Origin of the sequence: Aeromonas sp. 9A (assembly GCF_963900955.1) — a bacterium.
GTDB lineage: Bacteria > Pseudomonadota > Gammaproteobacteria > Enterobacterales > Aeromonadaceae > Aeromonas > Aeromonas salmonicida.
This window is the reverse complement of the sequence record NZ_CAWRFG010000001.1, coordinates 2,052,755-2,066,183: the sequence shown is the minus strand read 5'-3', so window position 1 is coordinate 2,066,183 and position 13,429 is coordinate 2,052,755. Positions and strand designations below refer to the sequence as shown.

Here is a 13,429-nt window from a genome sequence, read left to right as displayed (position 1 = left end):
TGAACGAACAGGCCACCCGCAGTAGTGCAAGCGTTGGATTCCGAACACCCCTCGATTGCTTCACTTTATTTAACGGCCGCAGGGACACAAGCTTTAGGAAAATAATTGCCGAAGGCGGCAAGTTTTATCCGGCAGGCGGCAAAGGGGAAGAGGACAGGAGAGTAGCCAGGGGGTCTAGAGTTGGCCGAGGAGCCGGATAGAGGCGTTGATTGCTTTTGGCACGGTTTGTGCTTTGATATGGGCGAGTGGCGTCAATTTGACGGCACAATAAAAAGAGGCCGGAAAACCGGCCTAAAATGAGCATACGCTCAGGAGAATATGACCAAGGATGACAGAACTGAACAGCTGTACAACACTTGGCATTACTAATATAGAGAATTGATTCTCTCCCGATAGAACAGAGTGCAAACCGAACACCCCTTTGTTCCATCTCTTGACCAGGGCGGCCTGAACAACCGCCCTGTTTTCTTTTGTTAGCCCTGCAGCAGCGAGAGTGCAGACTGGGGACGCTGGTTTGCCTGTGACAGTATGGTGGATGCCGCCTGTTGCAAAATATTTTGCTTGGTCAGGTTGGCCGTTTCGGTCGCAAAGTCTGCGTCACGAATACGTGAACGAGCGGCACTGACGTTCTCGGAGATGTTCGCCTGGTTGCGGATGGTTGAGTCAAAACGGTTTTGTACCGCACCCAATTCCGCACGCTTGCTGTCCACCACCTTGATCATGTAGTCCAGGTTAGCCATGGCTGACTGGGCTGAACTGGCCGCCTGGATGGACGACATGCTGGCAGAGGTGACTGCAGTTCCCGGGTTTTTGGTAACCAGGTAAGGCTCCCCGGATGCCGTCGTCGTGACCGTTGCGCTGCCACTGGTGGCAGATGCCATGCCCGAGATGGTAAAGGCAGTGGTCATCCGGAAGGTGATGGTCTGACCTGCGTCGGCACCAACCTGGAAGGAGCCCACATAGCCACCACTGAGCAAGTTCTGTCCACCAAAGGTGGTGTCTTTTGCCACCCGGTCGATTTCAGTCATCAGCTGAGTGTACTCTTGCTGCAAAGCGGTACGGTCATCGGTGTTGTTGGAACCGTTGGCAGATTGCTGAGCAAGGGTGCGCATCCGTTGCAGCATGGAGGTCACTTCATCCATGGCACCTTCTGCGGTCTGGGCAACGGAAATGCCATCGTTGGCGTTACGGTTACCCTGGTCCAGTCCATTGATCTGGGAGGTCAAACGGTTGGATATTTGCAGACCTGCGGCATCGTCTTTTGCGCTGTTGATACGCAGACCAGATGCCAGACGGGTGTAAGAAGTATCCAGAGATTTGTTGGTGTTCATCAGGTTACGCTGGGCGTTAAGCGATGAAACGTTCGTATTGATATAAAGTGCCATAACCATTCTCCTAAGCTATTAAATTTACTATCTAATTTGCTCGAACTTTATTGTCTTTCCTGTCCGATGCGTCTTATTTAACGGCCTCTTTTTCGATGTCTTTAGCATTATTTTTAACGCTTCATCGCATTAACGCCGCTTACCCTATTTATCGGCACATTCCCGTTTTACTTAAGAGAAAAAATCCAAAAAGTTCCCCTTATCAGAAGGATGCCGCACAGGCCAAAGGCCATGGCAAAGCAAGTGCCCTGACCTGCAAGGTGTCAGTGCGCATCCGCGCACCCACATCCCGTCTGCAAAAACTGGGGCTGGCTCTCATTTTTGCAGGCCATCATTGGTCAGAAGCCTGCACACCCCCTAAAATCGCGCCCCCATCAACAATTGGACGTGAGTTGTTCTCCATGCAGACACTGGTTGAGCAGATTGTTTACATCAGCGACATGTTTGGTACTGCGGTATTCGCGTTTTCGGGCGTCCTGGTGGCAGGGCGGCTCAGGATGGATGCCTTCGGCGTCATGGTGCTGGCGGCAGTAACCGCCATTGGCGGTGGCACCATCCGCGACATGATATTGGGTGCCACCCCCGTATTCTGGGTGCGTGACCCTCTCTATATCTGGGTGGTGATTGCCACGGCGCTGGTGGGTATGTGGATGGTCAAGCTACCCAAGCGTATGCCCTGGTATGTGTTGCCGGTAGCGGATGCCTTCGGGCTGGCTCTCTTTACCGTGATCGGTGCCCAGAAGGCACTCAACTTTGGTACTCCGGGTCTGATTGCGGTGATTATGGGGACCATGACGGGTGTGGCTGGCGGCATGATCCGCGATGTGCTGGCACGGGAGGTGCCCATGGTGCTGCAAAAGGAGATCTATGCCACTGCCTGCATTCTGGGGGGCATCCTCTATACCCTGGCACTGGAGGTCAACGTGGACAGGGTGACCGCCATGCTGATCAGCATGCTGGGGGTATTTGGTCTGCGGGTCGCTGCCATTTACTGGCACCTGTCACTGCCCACCTTTTCGCTGCAACGCCATTGATGTTCGGGCCGGGGGAGCAAGTCTCACTCCCGGCCTCGTTACGTTGAACCAAGCGGGCTTTTCTGTTGTCATAGGATCCAGTCGTTGTAAGCCGGAATCCCTCATGCAAAAACTTGGGCTCATTACTTCCCTGCTACTGATGAATGTGGCAACGGCGCACGCCGATACACAGGTACTGTTTGGACGACTGGCTTCTACTCCGGTGCAGCAGTTCAACCAGCAGATCCGTCAGGCAAGCACGACCCGGCAAACCTGGGTCAATGATTATCGTGAAGTGGCCCTGCGTTTTGTCGGCCATAGCGACATACCCAGTCGCATCCAGGCACAGCAACTGGATAATGATCTGGTGCTGTCGGTTGCCCTCGATGGCAACAAGAGTGACATGCTTTATATCCTGACCCTGTTTCGCAGCAATAACCTGTGGCAGATGAAGCAGGCCGAAATGGGCTGGCGTTGCCAGGGCGAGTCAACCTTTACCCCTGTCCCCTGCCCCTGATCCCCACGTTGTCTCGACGCGCCATCAGAGCGTGATGCGCAGTGAAATAAAAAATCCGGCTCATTGGCCGGATTTTTTATTCGAAACGTCACCCCCTGATTACGGGCGGTACACCTTGACGTTGTCAAAGCCCTTCTCTTTCAGGTAGAGCGCCTGCAGCTTGCTCATCACGCCGCGATCGCAGTAGAGCAGATAGGTCTGCTCTTTGGGCAGATCACCAAAGGCGGTGGCCAGCTTGAAGAAGGGGATGTGCAGCACGTCACGGCCTTCCACCACCAAGGGTTTCTCGTCGCGCTCATCACTGGAGCGGATATCCAGGATCACCTCGTCAGCGGCCAGCACTTCTGTGGTCTCTATCTCTTGAACCTCGGCGGCAGTCTCTTCACCGATGCGGCGAATGTCGAGGTAACGGGCCTCGGACACTACCTTGTCCAGGATGGCGAAGTCGAAGTTGGCCTCTTCCGCTTCGATACGGGAAAGCTCGGCCTTCACGGTCGGCTTCTTGGAGATAACGCCGCAATACTCCGGCATTGTCTCGGCAAACTCCAGGGTGCCAATACGACGGGCTTCGCTGATGATGTCCGGCTTGTCCCAGGTGATGAGCGGGCGCAGGATCACCTTGTCGGTCACCCGATCGATGACGTTAAGGTTGGTGAGGGTCTGGCTGGAGACCTGACCCACGCACTCCCCTGTCACCAGGGCCGGGATCTGGAAGTAGTCCGCCACCTGACCTGCGGCGCGCATCATCATGCGCTTGAGCACTACCCCCATCTGGCCGTTATCCACCTTCTCCAGGATCTCGGCGACCACGGGTTCAAAATCGATGGCAGTGAAACGTACCTTATGGGAAGCACCAAACTTGCTCCACAGGTAGTAGGCCACCTGCTTGACCCCGATCTCGTGGGCGGCGCCGCCGAGATTGAAGAAGCAGTAGTGCACCCGGCAGCCGCGCTTGATGAACTGGTAGGAGGCCACGCCCGAGTCAAAGCCGCCGGAGAGCAGGCTTAGCACGTCTTCCTGGGTCGCCATGGGGAAGCCGCCCATGCCATGGTGAACGGCGCTGATGATATAAAGCTCGTCGTTTTCCACTTCCAGGTTGACCTGGATGTCAGGCTTTTTCAGACGTACGCCGGCAGTTTCACAATGCTGGTTGAGGCCACCACCCACATAACGCTCCAGCTCCAGCGAGCTGAAGTCGTGCTTGCCGACGCGGCGGGCACGCACGCAGAAGGTCTTGCCTTTCAGGCGATCGCCCCAGACGGCGCGGGTCTGCTCGAAGATGTCATGCAGGTCGGTGAAGTTGCTCAGTTTCACTTCGAGGAAGTACTGGATGCCCGGGATGCAGGCCAGGGTTTCCAGATACCGGGCGTGGAACTGATCGTTGCGGGAGCTCACTACCAGCTTGTCCCAATCCATCCGTACGCGGGCATCTTCGTCGAAGCGGCGCAACACGTTGCGAATGTTGCCCTGCAACATCTTGGTGAAGCGCTGGCGCACTGACTTGCTCTTGATGGTGATTTCCGGGAACAGCTTGATAATGAACTTCATGGTTTCAACTCGGGTGGCCTTGATTTAAGGGCGCGCATTATATCAGAACTTTGTTGCCAGCGCCTACAGGCTGAGCGTTCACTCATATTCTCCCACTCAATGTTTGCGGCCCGGCGGCAATCTTGCGTATATTCCCGAACCTGCGCCCTGGCAAGATGCTTCAACACAGAAGGTCCGATGAAGACTTTTATCTACTACCCCGGCATGGAGGTACGTGACGAGCTCTGGCTCAAGTTTGCCCTGCTCTATCTGGAGCGGCTCGCCTTCGTCTTCACCATCAGTGAGAAAAGCGGCCTCACCACTTTGCTAAGTACACTGGAGCAGCGAACCGACCTGCTGGCAGAGCGGCCTGAGCCAGCTTTCTTTGCAGATATCACCCCTCAGCTGGAGAGTCAGCTCGGCGGTCTTGTCGCACCCGACTTTGCCCGCCACAAAGTATTTGGCAACAGGGAACTCATCACTCGCTGGCGTCAAAGCGCCAATCACGACTGCTTCTGCCCGACCCAGGCCGGTCTTGAGCGGCTGCACGGCTTTTGCCTCGCCCACGGCTTTGCCAGCCAGGATGAGGGGGGGATCAAGATGGCGCGGCGCTTTGCCAATCTGCTCTCCATGCGCCTCGCCCGTGAGTGGTCACTCGCCAATGAGGGGGCGCTCATCACGGATCACGACTATCTGGACAGGCTGCTGCACCTGCTCGAATCCCGCTACCACAATCGGGGCGGCCAGGATTGCTTCCACCTTGAGATACCATTGCAAGTGCCCACTCACCTTAGCGAAATCTCCTTCGATGAATTGATTGCACTGCGTGCCCGCAGCGGCTTTCGCCAGCAACTGGCCGAGTTCCATCAGGCCCTCGATGCCATGCTCACCATGCTGGGCAGCGGCTATGCCGAGCCAGCAGCCCTGACCCGTTTCGAGCTGGCGCAGCAAGGGCTCAATCAGCTGCTGGGGCCAGCGACTCACAGCCTGCCGCTCACCACCCTGATCAGCTGTTCATTGCCCGCCATGGCAATGATCCATCAGCTCAAGGCAAGCCACCCGACTAGCAACCTCATCTTCCATCCCATCAAGAAGAGCCACTTTCACCAGCGCAAAAGTCAGCATTTTTTTACTCGCCTCGGTCATCTGCGCCAGCCTGGCTGACAAGCCCCGCAATCAATGAAGGCAGGGGGGCACTTACCAACCCAGCCTCCTCCATCACAACCGACATATTCCCCGTCACCACTACCATCATTGGTCAGCAGTGCGCATCTGCGTCATCGGGTGACAAATAAAAGGATTATCACGACAGCCTCTAAAACTCTCCGATCCCGGTTCAAAAGGCGAATAGAAACGAGTGCGCTCCGGGGCAACAGAGGTCTCACCATGATTTGTCGTGGCACAGCCCGAGAGCATCAACACCAGCAGGGGGAAAAATGAACGCAGCAATGGGAACTCCTGATTGGATTTGAAAGAGCCCAACACTATGCGTTGGCAGGTTTCACTTCTCAAACATGAATATGTTTCAAATGGTAATAACTCTGCGCCATAGAGGCGGCGATATAGCTCAACGGGCAAGCAAACTGGCATCGTGATCGGGATGGACCACACGAAACTCGACACGATCGCTGTTGCCCGCCTCGTCGACCACCACCAGCTGGTAGCGGCCTGCCTTGCTCAATACCTGATCCCCATCCCAGCGCAGACGTTGGCCATTGAGAAACCAGAATGGCTTGCCCACGCCACCCAGCACCCTGGGTTGCAGGCGATAGCGCTGGCTACGGATAAGGCTGCCCTCCCCCAAGGCGACGATGCGAATCGGCGCCTGCAGATCCGCCTCCTGTGCCTCTCCCTCACAACCGCTGGCGAGCAGCGCCTTGCGCCGCTCGCCTGGCGCGCGCCAGGGCTCCAGCGACAAGGGCCACAGCGCCCGCCAGACAGATTGGCTGGCATCGTCACAACGGGTCAGCGTCGGCTTGCCCTGACTGGTCAGTGCCACCTGGCGCAAGGGGGAAGGCCAATCCATGGGGTCTGGCAAGGTAGGGGGATCCTGCTCATCCAGCAGCCAGGCGCTCTGATGCTGCAAGCAGGCCTCAGGCAGGGTGGCACTCACCCGCCGCCCCAGTGGCCAGCAGATCTCGGCCTCGCTCACCGTATTGGGTTGCGCTGGCAGGGGGCTGTTGTCCCCCAGTCGCGAATAGACGGAGAGCAGCAGCGGCACAGCCGCGCTCTGGCCATAAAAACCGGGCAAGGGGGTGCCATCGGGTCGCCCCAACCAGACCCCCAGGGTCCAGCGGCCGGAGACTCCCAGCGCCCAGCTGTCCCGATAGCCATAGCTGGTACCCGTCTTCCAGGCCAGCCGGTTGACCCGGCCGGTCGCCTCGCTGGCAAAGGGCTGATCAGCCCGCCCCTGCGAGCTTAAAATTTGCCAGGTGATCCAGGCGGCCCCAGGGCTCAGCAAGGGGCGCGAGACCGCCTTTTGTCCCGCCAGCCAGACCGGCATCGCCACCTGTCCCTGCCGGGTGAGGGAGCTATAGAGCGCCACCAGCTGTTCCAGCCTGACGCCGGCCGCCCCCAGCGCAATGGCCGGATTGGGCTTGTCGGAGAGGGCCAGCCTGACCCCGGCGTTATCCAGTCGATTGACCAGAGTATCGGGCCCCAGGGCCTCCAGTACCTGCACGGCGGGGACGTTGAGGGATTGCTGCAACGCCCGGGTCAGGGTGACAGGCCCCTGAAAGGCGCCGGTAAAATTGGCGGGTCGATAGTCCGACCCCAACCTGGGGGCATCGGAGAGCAGGGAGGCCGAATGAACCAGCCCGGCATCGAGGGCCAGACCATAGATAAACGGCTTGAGGGTGGAGCCGGGTGAGCGGATCGCCTGCACCATGTCGAGGTAGCCATGACGGCGCAGATTGCCATACTCGGCGCTGCCCACGTAGGCGCGCACCGCCATGGTCTGGTTATCCACCAGCAGCAGGGCGGCGGAGGTCTGTTCCGGGAAACGACGTATATAACTCGCCACTCGCGCCTCCAGCCAGCGCTGCAGATCGCCGTCTATGGTGGTATGAACCAGGGCGCCCGGCTGGCTGTCAGCGGCGAGACGGGCAAACAGCGGCGCCTCCATGGGAGTGAAGTGACCGCGCGCCAGCACAGGTTCTATTCGCCCTTCACGCCACACGGCATCTGGCCAGGCTCCCTGTTTGACCAGCCGCTGCATCACCTTGTCACGGGCGGCGCGGGCGCGATCCGGATGGCGATCGGGTCGGTAACGACTGGGGGCCTGCGGCAGCACCGCCAGCAGGGCCGCCTCCGCATGAGTGAGCTTGGCCGCACTCTTGCCCAGATAGGCAAAGCTGGCCGCCTGTACTCCTTCCAGATTGCCACCAAAGGGGGCACGGTTGAGATAAACGGTGAGCAGGGTGCGCTTGTCGTAGTGCCACTCAAGTTGCAGCGCCCGCGCCATCTGGCGCAGCTTGCCGGGTACGCTCCTGTGATAGGGCTCGATCAGGCGGGCCACCTGCATGGTAAGGGTCGAGCCCCCCGATACCGCCCGCCCGTAACGCAGCCACTGCCAGACCCCGCGCACCATGGCCACAGGGTTGACCCCGGGATGGCGCCAGAAGTGGCGATCCTCGTAGCCGAGCAATGCCTCTATGTAACGGGGAGAGACCTGCGCCAGGGTCACGGGGTAACGCCACACCCCGCTGGTATCGGCAAAGGCGCGCAGGGGGCGCCCCTTCATATCGAGCACCACCCGCGCATAGGCGGGATCCAGCGGTGGTGGCGGGAAGGCGCGATCCAGCACCAGCAACACCAGAATGAGAGCCCCCACACCCAACCCCGTCAGCCGCAGCCAGCGAGGCAAACCTGGCAAAGCAAGCCTGCCCTGATGCAACCACTGGCGAGCACGCGACCAAAAACCGGCCGGACGCGCCTCGTCCTGCAAAGGCGAATTACTCAGAAATGGTCACCTCATGGATATCCTGGCCCACCGCCCGCAGTTCGGGTCGATACATGTCTTCCACCTGGGTCGGCGGCACCTGATAGCGACCCGGGGTCACTGCCCGCATCAGATAGACCAGTTGCTGATTGCCCCCCTCGCTCAGATCCAGCGCGGCCGTGTAACGATCGTCTCTAAACTCCTGATGTTTGAGGTAGTCGTTCCATTCGCTCTGCCACGCAGGCTTGCCCTCGATACTGAGCTCCTCGAGCTTGATGCTGGTGCCAAGGGCCGGGTTTTCCAGCTCAAATCCCGCCGGCAGCATCTCCACCAGCAAAGCATCGGGCACCGTCTGCTCGCTGCTCACATTGAGCCGCACCACCACCAAATCGCCCACCTTGACCTTGGCAGGATCAAAGCGCTTACCATCGGCATTGAACCAGCTGCGGGTCACGCTCATGCCTTGGCTGATGCGCGTGGGCGCCTGCTCCGGGTAGCCTACCAGGGTGCGCTGCACATAGAGGGATCCCTTGCCCTCGTTGGTGACGCCAGTGGCCGCCAGGGCCTCGGGGGCACCGATCTGCACACTGTTTTTACCGGCAACGGCCTGGTCGCCACTGATTGACGCTACCCTGGCCTGCCAGTCAGCAGCAGGATCGACCTGTGCCAACCGCAACAGGGCCAGCCGCTCCTGAGTGCTTAGCCACTGGCGATGGGCCAGGGTGTCGGCCACCTTGGCGCTGAACTCGGGCCAGCGATCCTCGGCCAGCTTGTGCTGGCGCAGCAGGGCCAGCTCCAACGCCCCATCGCGCAGGGGCGAACCGTAATCAGCCAGATAGTCATCGCCGCGCGGGGTTGCCAGCGCCCGAGTCAAAACCTTGGCAGCCGTCTGCTCATCCCCCATGGCGGAAAGCGCCAGCGAGAGGTGCAACAGCGGCAAACCGGAGCGGGCATGATCCGCCTGCTGCTCCCAGATAAGGCGCAAAGTGGAAAGTGGCGCCTTGCCTACTCGCGCCAGCACGAAGGCACTGTAAGCCTGATAGGCCAGCCGGCTGTGTTCGGGGGCACTGCTCCAGCGCTCGCCGTACTGGCTGTCGCCGAGATAGCTCTGCAAACGGTTGATGGCCTGATTGAGCATCGCCTCGGGCACGGCATCACCGGCCTCTTTTCTTGTCAGCAGGTAGTCGGCCGCATAGGCGGTGAGCCACTGCTCCTCATCGGAGCGGCCATCCCACAGACCAAAGCCGCCGCCGGGCAATTGCAGTCGTTGCAACCGTTGCAGCAGGGCGCGCTGCAGGTCCGCCTCGCTCACCGGCTTGTCCACGTTTGGCAGATTGTTTGACCAGGCAGCACGCTCATCAGCCGTTGTCAGCAAGTAAGGCCAGGCGCGAGACAGGGTCTGCTCCAGACAGGCGAAGGGGTACTGGGCAAGCGCTTGCCACTGGCCGGCCGGATCCCAGGGGGGCGTACCTGAGAGGCTGAGCAGCCCCTGCAGATTGGCGGGATCCAGCCCGGCCAGTTCGCTCTGGGCAAAGCTCATCTGCTGACCTGGGGTCAGCATCTGGTAGCGCTGGCGCGTCTGGGCGGGCCAGGGGGATCGCAGCGGCAGATACCAGTCGCGACTTATCGCAAACCCCTTGCCGCTCGCCGCCAGTTGCAGGCTTGCCACACCGCTCGCCCCGGTCACTGTGAGCGGCAGGGTCAGCCACTGCTCCTCGCCGTTTTTAAGCGCCAGCGTCTCGGGCAGCGCGCCGCCCGCCTGCAAGCCGCCGGTCAGGGTCCAGGTCAGCGACAGGCTCTGATCTTCACCACTCATGTTACGCAGTTGCACCAGGGCACGGGTCTGATCCCCTCTGGCCCCAAAACGCGGCCAGCCTATCTCGGCCACCAGCGGCGCCACAACTTTGACGGCACGCTCGGCCTGACCCACCTGCTGCTCGTTCCAGGCCAGCGCCATCAGCGCCAGCTCGCCGTTGAAGTTGGGCAGATCAAGCGGGATTACCGCCTTGCCACTCTCGTCAAAACTCACCTCGCCGCTCCAGAGCGCCGCCACCTCGACCCGGCTCTCCAGCGCACCTCCCTTCTTCAGGGCCGGCGCATCACCGCCGTAGTTGAGGCGAGCCAGCTTGCCATCCTGCGGCGGGATCACCTGACCGTAGTTGTCGAACAAGTCTTGCGCGAAGCGCTTGCGGCCAAAGAAGATCTCGAACGGATCGAGGGGTTGGTAGTCGCTGATATTGAGCACCCCCCTATCCACCGCAGCCAGCACAACCCGGCCCTGACTGTTTGGTGTCGAGGTCACCGCCACCTCGAGGCGAGTGAGCGGCACCGCCTTGTCCGGCGCACTCAAGGTGAGCGGCAGGCGGCGGGCCTCCCGGTCGAGCACTAGCGGCACCAAACCGACCGAGCGCAGGCTCTGCACACTCTTTTGGCTCACCGGCTTTGATTCGCTGTCAGGGGCGGCAATCTGGGCAGAGATATGCAGATCGTGGCGCTGCCACTCAGGGCTGACGGGGATCTCGAACTCGCCACGCGCCTCTGCCAATCCACCGCCTTCGGCTCGCAACTCGATGCGCTGCCACCAGCGCAGGCCGTCACCATCCTCCACCAGCAAGAGTCCCTTGCCCGCACTGGGTGCAACCAGAGTCACTTTCGCCTTGTCACCCGCCTGATAGGCGCGTTTATCGAGGGTGATGGCAATCTTGTCAGGCCGCGCCTGCTCACCACCGCCACCCCAGGCGTAACTGCCGATCTCGACCCGCAGACTGGACTGATGGCCCTGACTGTTCTCCACCTCCAACCGATACCAGCCCGCCGCCAAGGGCAAGCTGAGGGTAGTCGGCCCCTTGCCATCCAGTTGCAGTGTCTGCTCCTGCTCCAGATAGGGCTGACTGTTGAACTCGTACTTCCACCCTTCGCCATCGGCGTAGTGCCAGTAGTAGTCACGGTATTCATTGACCAGACGCACCTTCACCTCGCCCGCCACCGGCTGGCCCTGCTCATCGAGGTTGAGGATCTGGAAAGGCAGTGTCTTGCCCCCCTCCACTCTGTCTGCCACGAAATCGGCCTTGAGCGCAGGCCACTGGCTACCGGTGGGCCAGCCGTACTGGGTACGGCTGCGATTGACCGCCCTGCCACCGGGCTCGGATAAAGAGACACGATAAGCCACCTCCAGCGGCCCCAGGGTCCCCACGCTGGCAAGTTGATCCACCAGCGAAAATGCGCCATGCCCCTGCTGGTCCAGGGTGAGCGTGACAGGCTCCAGATCCCTGGCCTGCTCGGTCAGCAGCACATCCCCCAGCGTAAACTCCTGCCACTGGGTGAAGGGCATGGTGGCGCGGCTTATCTTCACCTCTGCCTTGGCCTTGGTGGCACTCGCCGGGGCGCCATAGAGATAATCCCCCTGCAACGGCAAGGTGAGTGCCTCCTGCGGGTTCAGTAATTCACCATCCGGTCCCTTGCCAAGTTGCAGCTTGAGCCGCTCCGGCAGGAACTCTTCCACCAGGAAGGGCCACTCGAAGCGGCTGCCGGCGGCGGTTTTCAGGGTGATGGTCCAGCGGCCGAGCGGCGCATCATCCGGCAGGCGCAGGCCATAATGGGCGGCGCCCAGGCTGTCCGGCAGCAGACGTTTGTGCTCCAGCAGCTGGCCATCCGGCTGTTTCACTTCCAGCTCCACCGCCATGCCCGGCAGCAACTGGCCATCCTGCCCTTTTAGCAAAATTTCACTGTCAAGCCGCTCGCCGGGGCGGTAGATATCCCGCCCGCTGAACAGATAAAGCTGCTGGGCCTGCCAGGGCTGGGTGCCCAATTCAAAGGCGGAGAGATCCAGCGCGGCGCCATCGAGGCGCAGCACAGCCAGATGCTTGCCCTGCTCGGCCAGCAGCAGGCGCGCACCCTGCACCTGATCGAAGCGGCGATGCCCCCGCAGATCGGTATGTTGCACCTGCAGCCGGTTGCCCTTCTCATCGAGCAAAGAGAGTTGTACCTCCTTGAGGGGATCCGCGCTCGAGAGCGCGCTGACAAACACCTCCAGCTGGTCCCGATAGCGACGGGCACTGAGCCCCATGTCGCTCACCGCGAAATAGGTGGTCTCCTTGCGCCAGTCGTAGTTGCCCAGGGGCGACATGACCGCAAAGTAGACGCCGGCCTCGGCCAGCTGCGGCTCCTTGACGTTGATGAGGCGGGTCTCGCGGCGATTGGGATCCAGCTCAAGGGCGTAACGGCCGCTGAACACCCGCTTGGCGCGGCTGGTGATCTGCTCCAGCTCCCAGTTACCCATGCCTGCGCCGGGTCTGTATTCGGCCAGAAAACGTGGCAGATACTCGGCATCGACCCGGAAGAAATCGATATTGACCTCATCCACGTTGACCGCGCTGATGGGCAGGCGCAACTCCTGACGCAGCGGCAGTACCATGCCGCTCGCTGCAAAGGAGGCTCCCGCCTCCAGTGGTCGAGTCTTGAGGGTCCAGCTCTGCGCCTCGGGCCCCAGCCCAGCCTTGAGGGTCACCTTGTAACGCTTGTCAGGCGCTACCTGCGGGAAGTAGAGGGTGCGGCCATCCTCGGCCAGGACCCACTCCCCCTGCAACTGCTTGCCCCCCTCGCTCACACTGAGCCAGGTTTGCCAATTGGACTTGGGCGCCAGCGGGCCGGAGAAGACCAGCGCCAGCGCCGGTGCATCCCGATACTGGCGGGCATTGGCCTGCACCACAGTGTCTGGCGCCCCCGCAACTTGCCGGGCCGCGGGCGCTTGATCGGCGGTTGCCGCTGGCTTGTCTGGGCCGCAACCGGCCAAGAGCAGACTGGTCAGCCCTGTGAGCAACAGGGCTGACCAACGGCGCCTAAGTGGTGAGACGAAAGCATGGGCACATTGGTGGGCAGCAGGGCGAGGGTCGAAAGGGCGCATAGGTTCCATCCCGGATTGGATCGCTGCCATAGCAGCGCGATAGGCAACAGGATAAGACATCCGACTCGCTTGACACAAAACTCATTGCAAAATGTCGAGTACAGATTACCGCCAGACAGATAACAAAAAGCCGACCCAGAGGTC

Annotated in this window: 7 protein-coding genes; 3 read left to right on the top strand and 4 right to left on the bottom strand. The window is 60.5% G+C overall.

Features of this window, described 5'->3' with window-relative positions:
* Positions 1-473: 473 nt before the first annotated feature.
* Positions 474-1,385, bottom strand: coding sequence for a flagellin A (flaA, locus tag AACX78_RS09740; protein WP_096118487.1), 912 nt, complete (start codon positions 1,383-1,385; stop codon positions 474-476).
* A gap of 401 nt (positions 1,386-1,786) precedes the next feature.
* Here flaA and AACX78_RS09735 point away from each other — a divergent pair, with 401 nt between their 5' ends.
* Positions 1,787-2,419 (top strand): trimeric intracellular cation channel family protein, encoded by a 633-nt coding sequence (locus AACX78_RS09735; RefSeq protein WP_005310300.1) that lies wholly within the window; start codon positions 1,787-1,789, stop codon positions 2,417-2,419.
* Positions 2,420-2,522: 103 nt separating this feature from the next.
* Positions 2,523-2,915: a hypothetical protein gene (locus tag AACX78_RS09730; protein WP_021138553.1), complete on the top strand. Its 393-nt coding sequence runs from the start codon at positions 2,523-2,525 to the stop codon at positions 2,913-2,915.
* A 99-nt stretch (positions 2,916-3,014) separates the two neighbouring features.
* Here the strand turns inward: AACX78_RS09730 and thiI are convergent, their stop codons facing one another.
* Positions 3,015-4,463, bottom strand: coding sequence for a tRNA uracil 4-sulfurtransferase ThiI (gene thiI / locus AACX78_RS09725; RefSeq protein WP_159166070.1), 1,449 nt, complete (start codon positions 4,461-4,463; stop codon positions 3,015-3,017).
* A 177-nt stretch (positions 4,464-4,640) separates the two neighbouring features.
* On the opposite strand from thiI, the gene AACX78_RS09720 reads away from it, so the two are divergent.
* Positions 4,641-5,606, top strand: a complete 966-nt coding sequence (locus AACX78_RS09720) for a hypothetical protein (protein ID WP_159166069.1) — start codon at positions 4,641-4,643, stop codon at positions 5,604-5,606.
* Between the two features lie 403 nt (positions 5,607-6,009).
* Here the strand turns inward: AACX78_RS09720 and pbpC are convergent, their stop codons facing one another.
* The gene (gene pbpC / locus AACX78_RS09715; protein ID WP_407704445.1) at positions 6,010-8,388 is read right to left on the bottom strand and encodes a penicillin-binding protein 1C; all 2,379 of its coding nucleotides are present in this window, start codon (positions 8,386-8,388) and stop codon (positions 6,010-6,012) included.
* Between the two features lie 7 nt (positions 8,389-8,395).
* Positions 8,396-13,285, bottom strand: coding sequence for an alpha-2-macroglobulin family protein (locus tag AACX78_RS09710; RefSeq protein ID WP_236556311.1), 4,890 nt, complete (start codon positions 13,283-13,285; stop codon positions 8,396-8,398).
* Between the last annotated feature and the right edge of the window lie 144 nt (positions 13,286-13,429).

Coding starts and splice junctions, on each gene's coding strand:
- flaA (WP_096118487.1), bottom strand. CDS start 1,385: ATGGCACTTTATATCAATACGAACGTTTCATCGCTTAACGCCCAGCGT.
- AACX78_RS09735 (WP_005310300.1), top strand. CDS start 1,787: ATGCAGACACTGGTTGAGCAGATTGTTTACATCAGCGACATGTTTGGT.
- AACX78_RS09730 (WP_021138553.1), top strand. CDS start 2,523: ATGCAAAAACTTGGGCTCATTACTTCCCTGCTACTGATGAATGTGGCA.
- thiI (WP_159166070.1), bottom strand. CDS start 4,463: ATGAAGTTCATTATCAAGCTGTTCCCGGAAATCACCATCAAGAGCAAG.
- AACX78_RS09720 (WP_159166069.1), top strand. CDS start 4,641: ATGAAGACTTTTATCTACTACCCCGGCATGGAGGTACGTGACGAGCTC.
- AACX78_RS09710 (WP_236556311.1), bottom strand. CDS start 13,285: ATGCGCCCTTTCGACCCTCGCCCTGCTGCCCACCAATGTGCCCATGCT.